Annotated in this window: 15 protein-coding genes; 7 read left to right on the plus strand and 8 right to left on the minus strand. The window is 68.3% G+C overall.

Features of this window, described 5'->3' with window-relative positions; genetic code table 11:
- Positions 1-10: 10 nt before the first annotated feature.
- The 6 genes from V5F53_RS14045 to V5F53_RS14070 all read right to left on the minus strand — a co-directional run bounded on the left by V5F53_RS14045 (position 11) and on the right by V5F53_RS14070 (position 10,180).
- Positions 11-886 (minus strand): calcium-binding protein, encoded by an 876-nt coding sequence (locus V5F53_RS14045; protein ID WP_393995237.1) that lies wholly within the window; start codon positions 884-886, stop codon positions 11-13.
- A 548-nt stretch (positions 887-1,434) separates the two neighbouring features.
- On the minus strand, positions 1,435-4,611 hold the full coding sequence (locus V5F53_RS14050) for an efflux RND transporter permease subunit (RefSeq protein WP_393995236.1): 3,177 nt from the start codon (positions 4,609-4,611) through the stop codon (positions 1,435-1,437).
- Between the two features lie 13 nt (positions 4,612-4,624).
- Positions 4,625-5,920: an efflux RND transporter periplasmic adaptor subunit gene (locus V5F53_RS14055; RefSeq protein WP_393995235.1), complete on the minus strand. Its 1,296-nt coding sequence runs from the start codon at positions 5,918-5,920 to the stop codon at positions 4,625-4,627.
- Between the two features lie 270 nt (positions 5,921-6,190).
- Entirely contained in the window at positions 6,191-7,741 is a 1,551-nt protein-coding gene (gene murJ / locus V5F53_RS14060) for a murein biosynthesis integral membrane protein MurJ (protein WP_393995234.1), read from the minus strand.
- A 278-nt stretch (positions 7,742-8,019) separates the two neighbouring features.
- Positions 8,020-9,168, minus strand: coding sequence for a DegT/DnrJ/EryC1/StrS family aminotransferase (locus V5F53_RS14065; RefSeq protein WP_393995233.1), 1,149 nt, complete (start codon positions 9,166-9,168; stop codon positions 8,020-8,022).
- 28 nt (positions 9,169-9,196) lie between these two features.
- Positions 9,197-10,180 carry a Gfo/Idh/MocA family oxidoreductase gene (locus V5F53_RS14070; protein ID WP_393995232.1) on the minus strand — a complete coding sequence of 328 codons (984 nt, stop codon included), beginning with the start codon at positions 10,178-10,180 and terminating at the stop codon, positions 9,197-9,199.
- Between the two features lie 277 nt (positions 10,181-10,457).
- Here V5F53_RS14070 and panD point away from each other — a divergent pair, with 277 nt between their 5' ends.
- Positions 10,458-10,913, plus strand: a complete 456-nt coding sequence (gene panD / locus V5F53_RS14075) for an aspartate 1-decarboxylase (protein WP_393995231.1) — start codon at positions 10,458-10,460, stop codon at positions 10,911-10,913.
- Between the two features lie 68 nt (positions 10,914-10,981).
- On the opposite strand, the gene V5F53_RS14080 is transcribed toward panD, so the two are convergent.
- Positions 10,982-11,674 (minus strand): outer membrane protein, encoded by a 693-nt coding sequence (locus tag V5F53_RS14080; RefSeq protein WP_393995230.1) that lies wholly within the window; start codon positions 11,672-11,674, stop codon positions 10,982-10,984.
- Positions 11,675-12,468: 794 nt separating this feature from the next.
- Between V5F53_RS14080 and uvrC the strand changes: the two genes are divergently transcribed.
- From uvrC to V5F53_RS14105, 5 genes are all read left to right on the plus strand, one after another.
- Positions 12,469-14,652 carry an excinuclease ABC subunit UvrC gene (gene uvrC / locus V5F53_RS14085; RefSeq protein ID WP_393995418.1) on the plus strand — a complete coding sequence of 728 codons (2,184 nt, stop codon included), beginning with the start codon at positions 12,469-12,471 and terminating at the stop codon, positions 14,650-14,652.
- Between the two features lie 96 nt (positions 14,653-14,748).
- A complete protein-coding gene (gene pgsA / locus V5F53_RS14090) occupies positions 14,749-15,393 on the plus strand; it encodes a CDP-diacylglycerol--glycerol-3-phosphate 3-phosphatidyltransferase (RefSeq protein ID WP_393995229.1) in 645 nt (214 codons plus the stop codon).
- Complete coding sequence (gene moaD, locus V5F53_RS14095) at positions 15,390-15,641, plus strand: molybdopterin converting factor subunit 1 (protein WP_393995228.1); 252 nt, start codon at positions 15,390-15,392, stop codon at positions 15,639-15,641. Before pgsA ends, moaD begins: the two co-directional genes overlap by 4 nt.
- A gap of 3 nt (positions 15,642-15,644) precedes the next feature.
- Positions 15,645-16,166: a molybdenum cofactor biosynthesis protein MoaE gene (locus V5F53_RS14100; protein ID WP_393995227.1), complete on the plus strand. Its 522-nt coding sequence runs from the start codon at positions 15,645-15,647 to the stop codon at positions 16,164-16,166.
- Between the two features lie 442 nt (positions 16,167-16,608).
- On the plus strand, positions 16,609-17,151 hold the full coding sequence (locus tag V5F53_RS14105; RefSeq protein WP_393995226.1) for a hypothetical protein: 543 nt from the start codon (positions 16,609-16,611) through the stop codon (positions 17,149-17,151).
- A 272-nt stretch (positions 17,152-17,423) separates the two neighbouring features.
- Here the strand turns inward: V5F53_RS14105 and V5F53_RS14110 are convergent, their stop codons facing one another.
- Positions 17,424-17,675, minus strand: coding sequence for a hypothetical protein (locus V5F53_RS14110; protein ID WP_393995225.1), 252 nt, complete (start codon positions 17,673-17,675; stop codon positions 17,424-17,426).
- A gap of 423 nt (positions 17,676-18,098) precedes the next feature.
- Between V5F53_RS14110 and V5F53_RS14115 the strand changes: the two genes are divergently transcribed.
- Entirely contained in the window at positions 18,099-19,520 is a 1,422-nt protein-coding gene (locus V5F53_RS14115; protein ID WP_393995417.1) for an MFS transporter, read from the plus strand.
- The last annotated feature ends 3 nt before the right edge of the window (positions 19,521-19,523 follow it).

Raw genomic sequence — 19,523 nt, forward strand, 5'->3', positions numbered from 1 at the left:
CAAGTTCCGTCTACAAAATCAACCGAGACGCGGAAAGGGAGGTCACGCCGATCAGAGCGATGACGATATCCGCCTTGGCGTCGCCGTTGGTATCGCCTTGAAGCAGCCCCCCGGCGAAGCGAAGCTCTCCCGCCGCCCCTGAGAACTCCGACTTTCCAATAAAGACAAAAGCGTCGTCCGACTTGCCATTGACACTGTTCGCATCAATTTTTGACAGATCGATTTTGTCGAAATCCGACGCGCGAAAATCAGATATGGAGTCGTAGGCGGAGCGCTTTGAGTCAAGAATACTTGTATATACGAATATATCTCTTCCAGATCCACCTCTGAGATTGTCGGCGCCGCGACCACCGGTCAGAACGTCATTTCCGCTCTCCCCCTCTATCTTGTCGTCACCCAATCCCCCATCAACTTTGTCATCACCAATTCCTGCATATATAGTGTCACGACCGGATCCACCTAATATAGTATCATTCCCACCTATACCAAAAAATCCATCCCCATAAATATCATCATCTCCATCCCCACCATCTATGAAATCATCAAACCCCTGACTTTTCACAACCCCAACATATGCCGAATCTATATCCCCAAATATTGTATCATTTCCATTTCCACCATAAATTTTATCCTTACCCGATCCACCTGATATATAATCATAATCATTTTCTCCATATAAATTATCATTTCCCGTGTAGCCGATAATTAAATCCGGCCCATTTCCGCCATATATATAGTCTGCTCCACCATTTCCATTGAGAGCATCCTTCCCTCCGAGACCACGAATGACATCAGCCGAGTCACTTCCAGCGTAGGAGTTATCGCCATCATTTCCGGTATATTTCGCCACAACTTCACCCCATAAATTACAATCGGATACTACCATCGCAATCATAAGGTGTGTAGAGCCCCAATGTCATAGGATGTCCGTGTCTGGCAGCATGTGGGGCACGTTCTTTTCCACTTGGCGCGGCACTCTGCCTCATCAGTGAAATCCAGGGTGAACAGGCCCTGAGCGATACGGGCGCGGCGGGCTACGCGGCCAAGTTCCGCCCCAGCGACGCGTTTGCCGGCGAATGCCTCCACAGCCGCGGCGGGAAGGACACGAGAGCCCCTCTCCTGCGCCAGGGAAGCCAGACGACCGGAGCGACCTCCGAATACGACAACGGCACCAAACGGGCTCACCGGCGCATCCCCGAGCAAACCGCTCGCGATCCGGCGCCCCAGTTCGACGCACCGGTTGATCGTAGACCACTTCCGTCAGGTCACCAGATTCTTCAAGCCGCCACGCCGCCGAAATCTGGCCCGATCCGGCGGTGCCCCGCCCGTGTCCGCCGGGTCGCCAGAGCGCGGCCAGGAGCCGGAAACGAGCGGGGCCGGGTGCGCCTTCGCCCACCCGGCCCCGCGAACACTATGAATGGGCCGCGGCCCTGCTCATTCCGCCGGAGCGACGTGGTGCGGCGGCGGGGCTGCAGTGCGACCCCCGCGCAGGCCCGCCAGCCAGCGGGCGAACACGTAGAACACCGGCGTGAACACCAGACCGAACAAGGTCACGCCGATCATGCCGGAGAACACCGCCGTGCCCAGCGCCTGCCGCAGTTCGGCGCCGGCCCCCACCGCCCACACCAGCGGCACGACGCCAAGGATGAAGGCGAGCGAGGTCATGATGATCGGCCGCAGCCGCAGCCGCGCCGCCTCCACCGCCGCCTCGCGCCGGCCGTGCCCCTGGTCCTCGAGCTGCTTGGCAAACTCGACGATCAGGATCGCATTCTTGGCGGCGAGACCGATCAGCACGATGAAGCCCACCTGGGTGAGGATGTTGTTGTCCATCCCCCTCAGAATGACGCCGATGAGCGCCGCCACCAGGCACATGGGCACGATGAGGATGACTGCCAGCGGCAAGGTCAGGCTCTCATATTGCGCGGCCAGCACCAGGAACACGAACACCACGCCCAGCGCGAAGGCGAAGATGGCGGTGTTGCCGGCCCGCTCCTGCTGGAAGGCGATGCCCGTCCACTCATAGGCGAAGCCCTGGGGCAGGATCTTCTGCGCCAGGCCCTGCATGATCTGCATGGCCTGCCCCTGGGAGTAGCCCGGCGCCGGCGAGCCGTCGAGCTCCGCCGCCGGATAGAGATTGTAGCGCGCCACCCGGTAGGGGCCGGAGATGTCGCGCACGGTGGTGAACGAGCCGAGCGGCACCGTATCCCCGTTGACGGTGCGCACGCGGATGGCAAGCACGTCCTTGGGGCCCATGCGGAACTTCGCATCGGCCTGCGCCTGCACCCGGAAGGTGCGGCCAAACATGTTGAAGTCGTTCACATAAGTGGAGCCGATGAAGGTCTGCAGCGCGGTGAACACGTCGTTGACGTTCACCTTCAGCAACTGCGCCTTCTGGCGGTCGATGTCCAGATAGAGCTGCGGCGTCGAGGTCTCGAACAGGGTGTAGACCTGCTGCAGCCCCGGGGTTTGCGCCGCCGCCCCCATCATGGCGTAGGTGGCGTTGCGCAGGGCGAGCAGGCCGGCCCCGTCGCGGTCCTCCACCATCATGCGGAAACCGCCGGCATTGCCGATGCCCTGCACCGGCGGCGGCTGCACCGCCAGCATCTGCGCTTCCTGGATGGAGGCCAGCTTGCCGAACAAGGTGCGCTGCACCGCCGCCGCAGACCGCGCGGGATCGCCGCCGCGCACCGAGAACGGCTCCAGGATCACGAACATGGCGCCGGCGTTGGGGGCATTGGTGAAGGTGGCGCCCGAGAAGCCGACGATGTTGACGATGCGGGCCACGCCCGGCGTGCCGAGCACGAGGTCGCCCGCCCGCTTCATCACCGCTTCGGTGCGCTCCATGGCCGCGCCCGGCGGCAGTTGCGCCACCACGATGAGGTAGCCACGATCCTGCTGCGGAATGAAGCCCTGGGGCGTGGTGGTGAACAGATAGCCGCCGAAGGCGACGATGCCCACGTAGACGATCAGCACCAGCGCCACCACGCGCACCAGGCGCGAGGTCATCCAGGCATAGCCGTTGCCGAGGCCCTCGAAGCCGCGGTTGAAGAGGCGGAAGAAGCCCACCACCGGCAGCGCGTACCAGGGATGATGCTCGTGGCCCTCCTTGTGCGGCTTCAGCAACAGCGCACACATGGCCGGCGACAGCGTCAGCGACACCAGCAGCGAGATCAGGGTGGAGCCGGCGATGGTGAGCGCGAACTGCTGGTAGAAGGCGCCCGAGATGCCGGTGATGAAGGCGGTGGGAATGAACACCGAGGACAACACCAGCGAGATCGCGACCAGCGCCCCGCCCACCTCGTCCATGGTCCTGTAGGCGGCATCGCGCGGCGACAGCCCGGCCGCGATGTTGCGCTCCACGTTCTCCACCACGACGATGGCGTCGTCCACCACGATGCCGATGGCCAGCACCAGGCCGAACAGCGACAGGTTGTTCAGCGAGAAGCCGAACAGCGCCATGACGAAGAAGGTGCCGACGAGCGAGATCGGGATGGCGAGGATGGGGATGATCGCCGCCCGCCAGCTCTGCAGGAACAGGATCACCACCAGCACCACCAGCACGATGGCTTCGCCGATGGTGTGCACCACCGCGTCCACGGACTGCTGGATGAACTCGGTGGGGTTGTAGTAGATGCCGTACTCCAGGCCCTCCGGGAAGGTCTGGCGGATGCGCTTCATCTCCTCCACCAGCGCGTTGCCCGTGGACAGCGCGTTGGAGCCCGGCCGCTGGAAGATGCCGAGGCCGATGGAGGGATAGCGGTCCAGGAACGAGGTGGAGGCATAGTCCTGGGCGGTGATCTCCACCCGGCCGATGTCCCTCACCCGCACCAGGGCCTGGTCGGTCTGCTTGATGACGATGTTGCCGAATTCCTCCGGCGTCGACAGGCGCCCAAGGGTGCGCACGGCGATCTGGAAGGGGTCCTGCTTCGGCACCGGCGGCGCGTTCAGGATGCCCGAGGCCACCTGCACGTTCTGCGCCTTCAGCGCGGCCACCACGTCGTTGGAGGTGAGGTTGAGCGCCGACAGCCGCTCAGGGTCGATCCAGACCTGCATCGCGTATTCACGCGAGCCGAACACCGTGATGGAGCCGACGCCGTCGATGCGCGAGAGCACATCCTTGATCTGGATGTTGGCGAAGTTGGAGATGAACAGCGGGTCGCGCGAGCCGTCGGGCGAATACAGGTTCACCACCAGCAGCATGTCGGGCGACGACTTGGCCGTCACCACGCCCACCTGCTGCACTTCGGACGGCAGGCGCGGGGTGGCGATCGCCACCCGATTCTGCACCTGCACCTGGGCGGTGTCGAGGTCGGTGCCGAGGTCGAACGTCACCTGGATGGAGAAGCGGCCGTCCGCCGTGGAATTGGACGAGATGTAGAGCATGTGCTCCACACCGTTGATCTGCTGCTCGATGGGCGCGACCACGGTCTCCGCCACCGTCTCCGCCGAGGCGCCGGGATACTGGCCGGTGACGGTGATCACCGGCGGCGCGATCTCGGGATATTGGGCCACCGGCAGCCGCAGATACGATACCGCGCCGAGAATGATGACGATGGTGGACACCACCGACGCGAAGATCGGCCGGTCGATGAAGAAATGGGAAAAGCGCATGGGTGGCTCTCCCTCACTTCGACGCGGCAGGCGCGGCGGCGGGCTTGTCTGGCGCGGGCTTTGGCGCCTCCGCCTTCGGGGCATCGGCCTTGGCGGCGTCGGGCTTCGGAGCATCGGGCTTCGAAGCATCGGCCTTGGGAGCATCGGCCTTGGGAGCATCGGCCTTGGGAGCATCGGCGAACTGCGGGCTCACGGTGACGCCGGGGCGCACCCTCATCAGTCCGTTCACCACCACCGTGTCGTCCAGCTTCAACCCGTCGAGGACAACGCGCTGGTCCCCCGCCAGCGCGCCGAGGGTGACGAAACGCTGGCCGACCTTGTTGTCGGCGCCCACCACGTAGACGAACTTCTTCACCTGCTCGCTGCCGATGGCGGCGTCGGGCACCACCAGCACCTGGTGCGGGTCCGACGAGTTCAGCCGCACGCGGGCGAACATGCCGGGCCGGAACAGCCCGTTGGGATTGGCGAATTCCGCGCGGCCCCGGATGGTGCCGGTCTCGCGGTCGATGACGTTGTTCAGGAAGTCCATCTTGCCCTGATGGACGAAGTCCTTGTCATCGATGAGCTTCAGCACCACCGGATCACCCTTGATGTCGGCGCCGTTCTTGCGGCGCTGGATGCGCAGCAGCGAGGCCTCGTCGATGGTGAACTCGAAGCGGATGGGATCGGTGGAAACGATGACCGCGAGCAGGGTCGGCGTGCCGCTGGCGCCGCCGGTCACGTAATTGCCCACCGACACCCGCCGGTCGCCGATCTGGCCGGACACCGGCGCCCGCACCTCGGTGAAGTCGAGATCGAGCTGGGCCTGGCGCACCGCCGCTTCCTGCGACTGCACGGTGGCAGCGGCGGAGCGCTCTGCCTGGGTGCGCTGGTCGAAGGCCTGCTTGGAGATGGCGGTGGAGTTGCGATCTTCCAGCAGGCTGCGGGCGCGCTCCAGGTCGGCCTTGGTGAAATCGAGGTTGGCCTGGGCCTGGGCCAGGTTGGCCTGGGCCTGCTGCAGGGCGATCTTGAACGGGCGCTGGTCGATGGTGAACAGCAGGTCGCCCTGCTTCACCACCTGCCCGTCGACGAAGTGAATCGAGGCCAGGTGGCCGGACACGCGCGCCCGCACGTTCACTTCATCGATGGCAATGAAGCGGCCGACGTATTCGTCCTGGTCGGTGACGGTGCGGGTGGCGGGATGGGCCACCGTCACCTGGGGCGCCGGCGGCGGCCCCGACGGCTGGGCCGTCGGCTGGCCACAACCCGAAAGCGTGAACGCAAGGGCGATGGAACCGACAAAAAGAGCTGGGCGCAAGGCGTGCGTCATCAAATCCGGCTCCTGGCGGATACTCGGGATCCGCGAATTCCTGGGGCAAGGGGGGTTCGGCACTTCCCGCAACCGACGAGCCGAAACCGGAATGAGGGCTGATCCGATAGCACAGCCCGGTGCGATGCAAAACGGCTGAATCGCCGAAATCCTCCGGCCTCGCCGCCTCGGCCGGCGGCGGCGCGGCAACCGTGACTTAATGGCAACGTCAGCGCCACGACCGCGTCGCCGCCGCCGGCAGGCGCCGCCCGCCCCCCCCCCGGCACCGCGTCAGGCCGGAAGCGACGGCATGCGCCGCCCCATGACGCCGGCCAGGAAGCGGCGGCCAAGCAGTACCACCACTGCTACAGCGTACGCCCCGGCGCCAGCGATCACGACCAACGCCAGCATCACTTCCTCGCGAGCCGGGAAACCCGGGGGCACGGCCAGCGCCGCCAGCGCCTGGGCCCCCGCCAGCGCCAGCGCCACCACCGCCAGCACCACGCCCAGCCGCGCCAGGTGCCCACCCAGCGCCGCGTCGCCCAGCGGAAAGCCCCGGCGCAGGGCGAACAGGACCAGCAGGCTCACGTTGATCCAGCCGCCCACCGCCGTGGCGAAGGCGAGGCCCACCTGGGCCAGCGGCCCCATCAGCGCAAATTTAAGCGCCACGTTGAGCGCCACCGCCGTCAGCGCCGCGATCATCGGGGTGCGGGTGTCGCCGCGGGCATGGAACGGGGCGATGAAGGCGCGCACCACCACGAACGCGAGCAGGCCGAAGCCATAGGCGCGCAGGGTCGCCGCCGCGTCGGCCGCGTCCGCCACGGTGAAGGCGCCGCGGGCGAACAGGGCCCGCATGGTGAGGTCTGGCACCGTGAGCGCCGCCGCCACGAACGGAATGCCGAGCAGGGTGGCAAGCTCGATGCATCGGGCCTGGGCATGGGCGGCGCCGGCATCGTCCTTCACCGCCAGCCGCCGCGCCATTTCCGGCAGCAGCACCGTGCCCACGGCGATGCCAACGACGCCGATGGGCAGTTGGTTGATGCGATCGGCATAGTAGAGCGCGGACAGGGCGCCGCTGGGCAGGAAAGTGGCGATGATGGTGTCCGCGAACAAGGCGATCTGCACCCCCGCCGAGCCGATGATCGCCGGCCCCAGGGCCTTGAGGAACTGGCGGGTGCCGGGGTCGAGCCGCGGCCGCGCGAACCTGAGGCCGATGCCGTGGCGCTCGGCGTCGAGGCCCACCACGAACAATTGGGCGACGCCGGAGATCAGCACGCCCCAGGCCGCCGCATGGCCGGCGGTGGGAAACAGCGCCGCCCCGAGCAGGGTGGAGACCATGCAGATGTTGAGCAGAATGGGTGCCGCCGCCGCCACCCAGAACCGCTCCGAGGCATTGAGCGCGCCCGCCACCAATGTCGCCACCGAAATCAGCGCCAGATAGGGGAAGGTGATGCGCGTCAGTGTCACCGCCAGCTCGAACCGTGCCCCATCCGCGGCGAGGCCCGGCGCCAGCAGGCCCACGAACTCGCGTGTGAAGCCCAGCGCCAGCACCAGCAGCACGCCATGCACCAGCATCATGCCGGCCAGGATCTCATCGGCGAAATGCCGTGCCACCGGCACCCCGCCCTGCTCCCGCAGCCGGGCATAGGTGGGCACGAAGGCGGCATTGAAGGCGCCCTCGGCGAAAATGGCGCGAAAATGATTCGGCAGGCGGAACGCCACCAGGAAGGCGTCGGCCACCGGCCCGGCGCCGAGCACCGCCGCCATCACCACGTCGCGGATGAAGCCGGCAAGGCGCGAGAGCAGCGTGAAGCCGCCGACGGAAAGGATGGAGCGGAACATGAAGCCACGGGCGCCGTGAGGAATGCGGCGCGGAAGCTAGCCGTTCGGCCGCCCCAGCGCCAGCGCCGCGCCGCCGGCCCGCCGGTGACCGGACGCCGTTCGAGGGGATGCGGCGGCCGGGCGCGCGCCGGACACTCCCGGAACGGCCAGGCCGCGACGCCTCTTACCATCGGCTCCGGTCTTCGAGCGGCGCCAAATGGGTCCGCTCGATTGGGTCCGCTCCAGCGCCGCGCGGGCTTGAGCGAAGGCCCATGAGCCAAGCTCACGGGCCTTTGGTATCAGGCGCCGAGGGCCCGCCGTACCGCCGCCACGATGCGGTCCTGCGTCGGCTCGTCCAGATAGGCGTGCATGGGCAGGGAGATGACCTCTTCCGCCAGGGTCTCGCACACCGGCAGGAGGGCACCCGCCGCCGGGTAATGCTTGTAGGCCGGCTGGAGATGCATCGGCAGGCGGTAATAAACGGCCGTCGGCACCCCCTCCGCCTTCAGCGCCTCGGCCAGCCCGTCCCGCACGCCGGGAGCGAGGCGCAGCGTGTATTGCGCCCACACCGAGGTCGCGCGCGGGTCCACCACCGGCACCGTGGCGACATCCTTCAGCAGCGCGTTGTAGCGCTGGGCGATGCGGTCGCGGGCGGCGATCTCGTCCTCGAAGATGGCAAGCTTTTCCAGCAAGACCGCCGCCTGAACCGTATCGAGGCGGGCAGTCATGCCGATGCGCACGTTCTGGTACTTGTCCACCCCCTGGCCGTGCTCGCGCAGGCTCTTCAGGATGTCCACCAGCTCGGCGCTGTCGGTGAAGATGGCGCCGCCGTCCCCGTATCCGCCCAGCGGCTTGGCGGGAAAGAAGGAGGTGGCGGTGGCATCGCCGATGGAGCCGGTGCGCCGGTTGTTCCAGGTGCCGCCGAAGCCCTGGGCGGTGTCGCACAGCACCTTGAGGCCGTGCCGCTCGGCGATGGGCAGGATGGCGTCATAGTCGGCCGGCTGGCCGAACAGGTCCACCGGGATCACCACCTTGGGCGTCAGCCCCTGCTCGATCGCCACCGCGATGGCGGCCTCAAGGCTGTCAGGGTCCATGTTGAAGGTGTCGGCCTTCACGTCCACGAACACCGGGGTGGCGCCCACCCACGGCACCACCTCGGCGGTGGCGCAGAAGGTGAAGGCCGGGCAGAACACCGCGTCGCCGGCCTTCACGCCCCAGGCCATCAGCAGCAGTGCCAGCGCGTCGGTGCCGGAGGAGCAGGAGACGGCGTATCGGGCGCCGGCGAACGCCGCCAGCTTCTCCTCGAGCTCGCCCACCTGCGGCCCGTTGATGAAGCGGCAGGAGGCCAGCACCGCCTGCACCGCCGCGTCCACCTTGCCGCCGATGCGGGCGCGCTGCGCGGCGAGGTCGATGAAGGCGATGGGGGCGGCGGTCACGGAAGACGTCATGGGCGGGGTCCTGGAACGATGAAGGGGATCAGCCGATGGCCCGGCGCTGGGCCGGCTCCGCCGGGCCGTGCTCGGCAAGGCAGGCGATGGCGATCTCGAGGCTCGCCACCCCCTGCTCGCCGGTCACCTCCGGCGCGCGGCCGCCGCGGACGGCGGCCAGGAAGCTCTCAAGCTCGGAGCGCAGCGGCTCGGCATAGGCCACCGGCAGATGGCGGGTGGAATAGGAACCGTCGGGCCGATAGTCGAAATGCTCGGTCACCTGGCGGGTGAGCAGGTCGCCGATGACATACTTCTTGGCGGTGGCCACGTGCACCGTGCGCGCCTTGAAGGGGGTGAGCCAGTTGGTGTTGATGTGGGCCAGCACGCCCGACGCGGTGCGGAACTGGAGCAGGGCGATGTCCTCGCGCGCCGCCAGCGCCGCCGAGGTCTGCGGCTGCACCTCGATGATCTCGGAATCGGTCAGCCAGCGGATCAGGTCGATGTCGTGCACGGCGAGGTCGATCACCACGCCCACGTTGGACATGCGCGGCGGAAACGGGCCGACGCGGGTGAACGCCACCGACAGGATGTCCTCGCCGCGGATGGCTTCCTTCACCGCCCGCACCGCCGGATTGAAGCGCTCCACATGGCCGACCATGAGGGTCACGCCCTTCTGGCGGGCGGCCTCGACGATCTCCCGCCCCTCCTCCACCGTGGAGGCCACGGGCTTTTCCACCAGCACCGAGCAGCCGGCGGCGATCACGTCGAGCGCCACCGGGTGATGCAGATGGGTCGGCGCCGCCACCACCACCGCGTCCAGACCGAGGTCCAGCAGCGCGCGATGGTCGCCCACCGCCGCGCAGCCGAGGAAACTGGCCACGCGCTCGGCCTGGGCCTGGTCGGGGTCGGCCACCGCCACCAGCTCGACGCCGGACAGGTCCGACAGGACGCGGGCATGGTTGGAGCCCATGATGCCGATGCCTGTGACACCGACGCGAAGAGCACGCGCTTCAGGCGCAGCCGGGTGAGCCATGACAGCCCTCACTCCCTTTTTCACGAAGCCGGCTCCTAGCACGACAATCGAGGAAGAAGCGAGGCAAGGTGCCGAAGTGCCCCGGTGGCCCCGTTCAACAATTGCGTCCCCGTGTTACCGGCCGGCGCCCTGACGTCGCGGCCGCCGTCGATGGCGGGCACCCCCCGGCGCGCGCCCGCCCGTCCGGCTTCCCACCGGCACGCACGCCGGCTAAAGGACGCGCAAAGGCATGCGCCAGCGCATGTGCCACACCAGCGGAACCAGGCGGGAACCACTCATGCGCAAGATCGTCGCCGGCAAGCTCCACGGCATCACCGTCACCGGGGCCGACCTCAATTACCATGGGTCCATCACCCTCGACCCCGACCACTGCGAGGAAGCCGGCATCCTGCCGATGGAGTTCGTGGAGATCTGGAACCGCAATTCGGGGGCGCGCATCTCCACCTACGTCATCCTGGGGGAGCGCGGCTCGCGCTGCTGCGTGCTCAACGGCGCCGCCGCCCGCACCTGCCAGCCCGGTGACGAGGTCATCATCTGCAATTCGGTCTATGTGTCGGAGGCGGAGATTCCAGCCGTGCGGCCGCGCGTACTCACCTTCGACAAAGACAACCACGTCACCGGCCGGCTGGTCTACGAGGTCGAGCGGGCGGCCGACGGGCGCTGGCGCTTTTCCATCCGCGACGAGACCGGCACCGCCTTGCCCGTTCCCCTGCGCAGCGCGCCCCGGGCTTAAGGCCCGCCACATGCGAAAGGGGCTCCCCGGCGCTGGCCGGGGAGCCCCTTTTTCGTCCGCCGGAGCGATCAGAACTTGTAGTTCACGCCGGCCTTGACGGTGTTCAGGGTCACGCCGCCCGTCACCGACTCGCCGCTCGGGTAGGTCACGGTCTTGTCGCCCAGGTCGATGTAGAGATACTCGGCCTTGACGGTCCAGTTGTTGGTGAGGGCGTATTCGGCGCCGCCACCCACGGTCCAGCCCCAGCGCACGCCGTCGGAGGACACCGCCCACGGGCCGGTGAAGCCGGTCTTGCCCCAGGCCGCGCCGCCGGTGAAGTAGGGCAGGAAGCGGTCGAAGGCATAGCCGAGGCGACCGCGGATGGTGCCGAAGTAATCGACGTTCGAAGACGCGGTGAAGCCGCCGGCCGGGCCGCCCACCAGCAGGCTCTCCTTGCCGATGTCGGCGAATTCGAGATCGGCCTCGGCGCCCACCACCACATTGTTGGCGAACTGGAAGTTGTAGCCGGTCTGCAGGCCGCCGATGAAGCCGTTGGAACTGCCGACGTCATAGCCGTAGGTGAGGCCACCGGACGTGGCGGAGAACGAGTTGGACGCAAAGCCCCAGCCGACGTTGCCGCCGACGTAGAAGCCAGTCCACGAGAACAGCTGCGCCGGCATAAGAGCGGCCTTCACCGGATAGCGCGTGGACAGATCGGCCGCAGAGGCCGAGCCAGCCAGCAGAGCGAGGGCGGAGACACCCAGCAGGGCACGCTTCAACATGACGAATACCTTCTTGCTTCAGATCGGCTCGCCCGAGGACGATCGCCGACGATGGGAGACTTCATACAGGCCCCGGCGACACGCGTCTGTAGCCATCGCGCCACACCGGGAAAATCAAAAACGGCACGGGTGTGGCAAAACATTTCCAAATGATTGACACACCAAGTCGGGTCCCATGTGAAACAAGGCACCAACACGAGGCTGCCACCGTTGCGCCTCATTCGATGACACCTTCATGCGCACCAAAACTTGAACGGATAGTTGAGAGAGAGGAGTTGAATAGTTCACCAAGCCGCCGAACCCGCCACTTCAACCCAAGCGCGAGACCGCTCCATCCACAGACTTACGCATGGATACTCCAGGAGCGCCCGTCCGCGCCGCTTGCCCACAGGCCAACGTGAGCACTCTCGCAGGAGAAATTTGCCCAATGGTGGCGGTAGCGACGCCCTCTCGGCTTACGGTGAACGCGGCGTAAACGGGTCACGCCATTGAGACATAATGGAAACCCGCCATCGGCCGGGCCCCGGCGGAGCGGGCCGGCCCGCCGTTCCGTCGCCATGGTTGACGGGCCCCTACCCTGCGACGGCGCCGCGCCTCTGGCTCTCGCGCGCCCGACTGCCTAAGTTGCGGCCATGACCGGCAGACGCCCCAAGGATCCCCCCGAGCTCACGCGCCCCGCGCCCGATGCCCTCCCCCCGCGCGTCGCGCTCGACGCCGAGGCCGAGGCGCCGGAGACCCGCGCCAGCCTCCCGCCCGAGCCCGGCGATGACGACGACGCCGACGATCCCGCGCCGCTGCCCGGCGACGAGGCCGAGGCCGAGGCGCCTGCCGCCGCTACCCTGGCCACCGGCCGCGCCGCCATCGTGCGGGCGGTGAAGCTCGCCCCCACCGGGCCCGGCGTCTATCGCATGCTGGCCGCCGACGGCGCGGTGCTCTACGTGGGCAAGGCCAAGAGCATCAAGAAGCGGGTGCTGAGCTACACCCGGCCGGTGGGGCACACCAACCGCATTGCCCGCATGATCGCGGCGACGGTGAGCATGGAGTTCGTCTCCACCCGCACCGAGCCGGAAGCGCTGCTGCTGGAGGCCAACCTCATCAAGCAGCTGAAGCCGCGCTTCAACGTGCTGCTGCGCGACGACAAGTCGTTTCCCTACATCCTCATCACCGCCGACCACGCGGCGCCGCAGATCACCAAGCATCGCGGCGCGCGCAACCGGCCGGGCGACTATTACGGGCCGTTCGCCAGCGTGTGGGCGGTGGACCGCACCATCAACGCGCTTGAGCGCGCGTTCCTGCTGCGCTCGTGCTCCGACAGCTATTTCGAGAACCGCTCGCGCCCCTGCCTGCTGCACCAGATCAAGCGCTGCGCCGGGCCGTGCACCGGCGAGATCGACACCCGCGACTATGCCGAGCTGGTGCGGGAGGCGAAGGCGTTCCTCTCCGGCCGCTCCCGCGCCATCAAGGAGGAATTGGCCAAGGAGATGGAACAGGCGGCGGAGGAACTGGAGTTCGAGCGCGCCGCCCGCCTGCGCGACCGCCTCGCCGCACTGTCCGCCGTTCAGGGCTCCCAGGGCATCAACCCGCGCTCGGTGGAAGAGGCGGACGTGTTCGCCTGCCACCAGGAGGGGGGCGCCACCTGCATCGAGGTGTTCTTCTTCCGCACCGGCCAGAACTGGGGCAACCGCGCCTATTATCCGCGCGCCGACCGCTCGCTGGATGAAAGCGAGGTGCTGGGCGCCTTCCTGTCCCAGTTCTACGAGGACAAGCCGGCGCCGCGCCTGATCCTGCTCTCCCACAAGGTGGAGGAACAGGCCCTGCTGGCCGAGGCGCTATCCGAAAAGGCCGGGTTCAAGGTCGAAATCGCCGCGCCCCAGCGCGGCGAGAAGCGCGATCTGGTGGACCACGCCATGCAGAATGCCCGCGAGGCACTGGGCCGCACGCTGGCGGAAACCGCTACCCAGGCCCGGCTGCTGGAAGGGGTGGCGAAGGTGTTCGCCCTGCCCCACCCGCCCCGGCGCATCGAGGTCTATGACAATTCCCACATCATGGGCACCCATGCGGTGGGCGGCATGATCGTGGCCGGGCCCGAGGGCTTCCGCAAATCCCAGTATCGCAAGTTCAACATCAAGTCGGCCGACATCGTGCCCGGCGACGATTTCGGCATGATGCGCGAGGTGCTCACCCGCCGCTTCTCCCGCCTGCTGAAGGAGGCCCCGCGCGCCGGCGCCCCGGCCCCCGCCACAGCCGGGAGCGAGGACCAGGACCAGGACCAGGACACCCCAACCGCCCCGGCGCCGGCCCTCCCCTCGCCCGGCCCCGATCCGCAGGCGGGTGCGCACGCCCTTCCGGCGATTCGCCCTCCCGCCGGCCGACCCGGCCAGGACACGCCGGACACCGAGGACATGAACACCGAGGGCCCGGAGACCGACGGTCCGGAGGCGGATGGCCCCGACATCGACAGTCCCGACACCGATAGTCCCGACACCGACAATCCCCTGCCCGACGCCGACGGGGCCTCGCCCTGGCCCGACCTGGTGCTGATCGACGGCGGCCTGGGCCAGCTCAATGCGGCGCGCGCGGTGCTGGACGCGCTGGGCATCACCGACGTGCCCCTGGTGGGCATCGCCAAGGGCCTCGACCGCGAGGCCGGGCGCGAACAATTCTTCCTGCCCGGCAAGACGCCGTTCCGCATGGAGCCGCGCGACCCGGTGCTGTATTTCATCCAGCGCCTGCGCGACGAGGCCCACCGTTTCGCCATCGGCTCCCACCGCGCCCGGCGCAGCAAGGGCATATCGGAAGCCGGGCTGCAAACCATTCCCGGCGTCGGCCCCACCCGCAAGCGGGCGCTGCTGCGCCATTTCGGCACCCTGAAGGCGATTGAGCGGGCGTCCCTCGCCGATCTGGAGCAGGTGGCCGGAATCAATGCCGCCACCGCGAAGGCGGTTTATGATTACTTCCACGAGCGCCCGGCGAACTGAGCGGGGAACCCGCCACAATCGGGTTTCGCCGCCGCTCCGCGCGAATTAAACAGGGGGGGATCGCGACACCCCCACCGCTTTGGCGAAGTGACGAGCATGGCCGACGCTGCAACGCGCACCAAACCTTCCCCGCCGCCCACCGCCGCGTCCGGCCGGGGCCATGCCCTGTCGGTGCCGAACCTGCTCACCTATGCGCGCTGCGTGGCGGTGCCGCTGGTGGCGGCCTGCCTGTTCTGGTCCGACATCCTGCATGGCGGCATCTGGCTGCGCTGGGTGGCGCTGGCCCTCTACATCGCGGCGGCGGTGACCGACTTCTTCGATGGCTATCTGGCCCGGGCGTGGCAGCAGCAATCGGCCATCGGCCGCATGCTCGACCCCATCGCCGACAAGCTGCTGGTGTCCACCTGCCTGCTGATGCTGGCCTCCGACGGCACCATCCGGGGCTGGTCGCTATGGGCCGCCATCGTCATCCTGTGCCGCGAGATCCTGGTCTCGGGCCTGCGCGAATTCCTGGCGGAACTGCGCGTGTCGGTGCCGGTGTCGCGCCTCGCCAAGTGGAAGACGACGCTGCAACTGGTGGCGGTGGGCGTGCTGCTGGCAGGCCCGGCGGGCGAGGCGGTGCTGCCCGGCGTGACCCTGGTGGGCCTGACCCTGCTGTGGATTTCCGCGGTGCTGACCCTCTACACCGGCTACGACTATTTCCGCGCCGGCGCCCGCCATCTGGTGGAGGACGAGCGATGAAGATCCTCTATTTCGCCTGGCTGCGCGAGCGGGTGGGGCTGGCCGAGGAAACCCTGGACCCGCCGCCGGCGGTGGTGACGGTGGCCGATCTCGCCCGCTGGCTGGCGGGGCGCGACGACGGCCATGCCGCCGCCTTCGCCGATCCGGCGGTGGTGCGCGCCGCCCTCGACCGGCGCCACGCCAAGCCGGACACCCCCCTTGGCCAGACCCGCGAAGTCGCGTTCTTCCCGCCCATGACCGGGGGCTGATCCATGACCGCCATCGACGCCGGGGCGCCGTTCCGGGTGCAGGTGCAGGCCGAGCCGTTCGACACCGCGGCGGAAATCGCCCGCCTGTCCGCAGGCCGCGACGACATGGGGGCGGTGGTGACCTTCACCGGCCTGTGCCGCGCCGATGCCGGCGACACGCCGCTGACCGCTTTGGTGCTGGAGCATTATCCCGGCATGGCGGAGGACGAGATCGCCCGCCACCTGGAGGAGGCCCGCCGCCGCTGGCCTCTGCAGGGCGCCACCATCATTCACCGCCACGGCCGCATCGTGCCCGGCGCCCCCATCGTGCTGGTGGTCACCGCCGCGGCCCACCGCGAGGCCGCCTTCGCCGCCGCCGCCTTCCTCATGGACTGGCTGAAGACCAACGCCCCGTTCTGGAAGAAGGAGGAGCGCGCGGCCGGCGGCGCCTGGGTGGCGGCGAAGAGCGCGGACGACGCCGCCGCCGCGCGCTGGCGAGCGCCTGACGAGGACGCGCCCGGCACACCCGGCGGCGCGCCCACCTGAGATCGCCGAGGGGCCACCCAAAGCGTCCGGCCACGGGGCTGGAAACGCCTGAAAAGAAAGGGAATAGCCCCGCGTCCGCCGCAGGTCCGGGCCTCACCCGGCCTTGCCCCGGCGGTTCTCCACCACCGGCGCCCAAAGCGGCTGACGCAACGCCCGCAAGGGCCCGCGCGGCCCGCTCCGACTTCGTTAAGAACTGGTTAACACCCGCGCCGGCGCCGGAAGAGACTAATTTTCTCATATATATCAATGGATTGAAATTGACGACGGTCCGCCATCGGCGCCCCGCGCCCGGCCGCGGCGACGACCGGCCCGGGCGGGCTCCCTTTGAAAGTGGTCGACAACTGGGTAAAACAAATGTGAGACGACCCAATCGTCATCCGCATCCAAGGGAAAAGTGGGCACGCTCGGGTCAACGATGTCCTTGATGGGGTGGAGCTGAGTGATGGAAAATCCGCGCGTATTTGTGTACCAGTTCGCCACCGGCGCCCAGTGGGCCGCCGGGGACAGCGTGGAGACTTATCTCCGCCGCCTGCTGGATGTGGATTTCATCCAGAATCTGCGTGCCGACCGCCTGGCGGCGCTGAGCACTTTCCTTGATGAAGCGTTCCAGCTCGCCCATTCCCTGGGCTGGACCGGGTCCGCCCGCGAGGCGCCGCAGATGTTCTCGCTGCCGGGCACGCCGGTGGACGAGGAAGTCTACATGATTGCCTGGGAGCAGGAGGACGGCATCGCCTTCATCGCCTCTCCCTTCCCGCTGCCCTGGCTCGACGCCAAGGCCTCGCGCACCACCGATTCCGGCCGCGCCGTGCCGATCGGCACCGCCCGCCCGGCGCCCGCCACCCGCGCCCAGCCCCTGGAAGTGGCTCCGGCCAGCGCCCGGGAGGACGCCCGCGACCCTTTTTCGGATTTCATTCGCCGCGATGAGGCCGCGCGCCTGACGCGCGAGCCAGGCCAGGACGAGGAGGGCGGGCGCCGCTTCTTCTGACCTTCGGCCAGCTCCGATCCGCGCCCCGGACACGCGCCAGGGCCCGCTCCAGAATCCTGGCCCACGTTCCGGCTCAAGCGCGCGGGGAGGCCTTTCGCCTCCATGGCCCCATCAGGACCTGCCGCGCTTCCGCGCCGCATCGGCGGGGAAGCGCCCGGCGCCCGGGCCGGCCTCCAGGGCCCCGTGGATCAACGCGCCCGCGCCGTCCTCCCCGCGTCGCCCGGTGTAACAGTCCCTCAAGATGCGCAGGCCGCGGCGACAGGCACCGGCGCTCAGGACCGGCCGCCCGGCGGCGGCGCATCGCGACGTGCGATGGCCTCCAGCATGCGGCGCTGCCAGCGATCGTTGCGCTTCATGTGCACAGAGATCAGCGCGTGCGCGGAGGGCAGCAGCAGGAACAGCGGAAAAACCAGCCCCAGCAGCACGCACGGCACGATCATGATGAGATTGGCCACGGCCGAGACCGGCTGGCCGTTCAGCAGAAGACCCAGCGGCGGCAGCAGCGCCGCGAGCAGATAGACCATGGTGCCCGCACCTCCCGGACCTGCGCTGGCATCAGGACAGGTCTCCCCCGATATGGGCCCCTTCGCCGTCGCCGCAAGCGGCACGGCGCCCCGGATGCGGGCCTCGCCGGCCCGTCCGGGACGGATGGGCACCCAGGTTTCTTCCCGTAGTCCGCTCGGGCGCGGGCGGGCGCGCAACGCGAATCGCCGCTGCCTCGCCGGCGATGGACGTGGCGGTCCATTCTGGAGCGGCCCCGAGACGCTCACGCCGGACTTTCGCCGGCATCGGCGCCGGCCGGAGCCGCTTCGCCGCCCGCGCGGAGGGGCCCGATCCGCCCGCCACGCGGCCCATGGCGAGATGGCCGCGCCCCGCCTCTTCATCCGCCGGCGAAAGTGACCTAAGAAGCGCCACCCCGCCAGGATGTCGCCGTGCCCCGCCTCGCTCTGCCCCAGCAGGTCCTCATTCCCCTGATCGTCGCCTGCGCCCTGTTCATGGAGCAGGTGGACGCGACGGTGATCGCCACCTCCCTGCCCGCCATCGCCGCCGACCTTCATGAGGACCCGGTGGCGCTGAAGCTGGCGCTCACTTCCTACCTGCTGTCGCTGGCGGTGTTCATCCCGGCCAGCGGCTGGGCGGCGGACCGCTACGGCGCGCGCACCGTGTTCCGCTCCGCCATCGTCATCTTCACCGTGGGCTCGGTGTTGTGCGCCCTGTCCACCACGCTCGCCGATTTCGTGCTCTACCGCATCATCCAGGGCCTCGGCGGCGCCATGATGGTGCCGGTGGGCCGCCTCGTCATCCTGCGCGCGGTGCCCAAGTCCGAGCTGGTGTCGGCGCTGGCCTGGCTCACCATCCCGGCGCTGCTGGGACCGGTGATCGGCCCGCCCCTGGGCGGCTTCATCACCACCTATTTCGACTGGCGGCTGGTGTTCCTCATCAATGTGCCGATCGGCGTCCTCGGCGTGTTCCTGGCCACCCGCTTCATCGAGAACGTGCGCGCCGAGGACGTGCCGCCGCTTGACCTGAAGGGCCTGGTGCTCTCCGGAATCGGCCTGGCGGGGGTGGTGTTCGGCCTCGCCATGCTGGGCCAGCACCTGGTGCCGCTGTGGACCACGCTCGCGGTGACCGGCCTCGGCGCGCTGGCGCTGGCGGCCTATGTGCACCACGCCCACCACACGCCGCACGCGGTGCTGGACCTGAAGCTGCTGCGCTACCCCACCTTCCGCGCCTGCATAGTGGGCGGCTCGCTGTTCCGCATTGGCATCGGTGCCTTGCCGTTCCTGCTGCCGCTGCTGCTGCAGCTGGTGTTCGGCCTGTCGCCCTTCGCCTCGGGGCTCATCACCTTCTCCGCCTCGGCTGGCGCCATCGTCATGAAGGTCACCGCCGCCCGCATCCTGCGGCGGCTCGGCTACAAGCGGGTGCTGACGGTGAATGCCGTGGTGTCGGCCGGCTTCATCGCCCTCTACGCGCTGTTCACGCTGCAGACGCCGACCTGGCTCATCGTCGGCCTCCTGCTGGTGGGCGGGTTCCTGCGCTCGCTCCAGTTCACCGCCCTCAATGCCCTGAGCTACGCCGAGGTGCAGGACAAGGAAATGAGCCACGCCACCTCCTTCACCAGCGTGGCGCAACAGGTGGCGCTCTCGACCGGCGTCGCCCTGGCCGGGCTGGTGCTGGAGATGATGCGGTCCGCGCGCGGCGAAAGCCATGTGACGCAGGACGATTTCGCGGTCGCCTTCCTGCTGCTGGCGGCGATCAGCGCCCTCAGCGTGTTCCATTTCGTGCTGCTGCCCCGGAACGCCGGCTCCCAGCTCACCGCCAAGAGCGCCGACCTCGCCGACCCCCGCGGCGAGGTCGAGCAGCAGTGAGCG

The sequence above is a fragment of the Xanthobacter cornucopiae genome (genome assembly GCF_043195065.2).
Taxonomy (GTDB): Bacteria; Pseudomonadota; Alphaproteobacteria; order Rhizobiales; family Xanthobacteraceae; genus Xanthobacter.

Coding starts and splice junctions, on each gene's coding strand:
- V5F53_RS14045 (WP_393995237.1), bottom strand. CDS start 886: ATGGTAGTATCCGATTGTAATTTATGGGGTGAAGTTGTGGCGAAATAT.
- V5F53_RS14050 (WP_393995236.1), bottom strand. CDS start 4,611: ATGCGCTTTTCCCATTTCTTCATCGACCGGCCGATCTTCGCGTCGGTG.
- V5F53_RS14055 (WP_393995235.1), bottom strand. CDS start 5,920: ATGACGCACGCCTTGCGCCCAGCTCTTTTTGTCGGTTCCATCGCCCTT.
- murJ (WP_393995234.1), bottom strand. CDS start 7,741: ATGTTCCGCTCCATCCTTTCCGTCGGCGGCTTCACGCTGCTCTCGCGC.
- V5F53_RS14065 (WP_393995233.1), bottom strand. CDS start 9,168: ATGACGTCTTCCGTGACCGCCGCCCCCATCGCCTTCATCGACCTCGCC.
- V5F53_RS14070 (WP_393995232.1), bottom strand. CDS start 10,180: ATGGCTCACCCGGCTGCGCCTGAAGCGCGTGCTCTTCGCGTCGGTGTC.
- panD (WP_393995231.1), top strand. CDS start 10,458: ATGCGCAAGATCGTCGCCGGCAAGCTCCACGGCATCACCGTCACCGGG.
- V5F53_RS14080 (WP_393995230.1), bottom strand. CDS start 11,674: ATGTTGAAGCGTGCCCTGCTGGGTGTCTCCGCCCTCGCTCTGCTGGCT.
- pgsA (WP_393995229.1), top strand. CDS start 14,749: ATGGCCGACGCTGCAACGCGCACCAAACCTTCCCCGCCGCCCACCGCC.
- moaD (WP_393995228.1), top strand. CDS start 15,390: ATGAAGATCCTCTATTTCGCCTGGCTGCGCGAGCGGGTGGGGCTGGCC.
- V5F53_RS14100 (WP_393995227.1), top strand. CDS start 15,645: ATGACCGCCATCGACGCCGGGGCGCCGTTCCGGGTGCAGGTGCAGGCC.
- V5F53_RS14105 (WP_393995226.1), top strand. CDS start 16,609: ATGGAAAATCCGCGCGTATTTGTGTACCAGTTCGCCACCGGCGCCCAG.
- V5F53_RS14110 (WP_393995225.1), bottom strand. CDS start 17,675: ATGGTCTATCTGCTCGCGGCGCTGCTGCCGCCGCTGGGTCTTCTGCTG.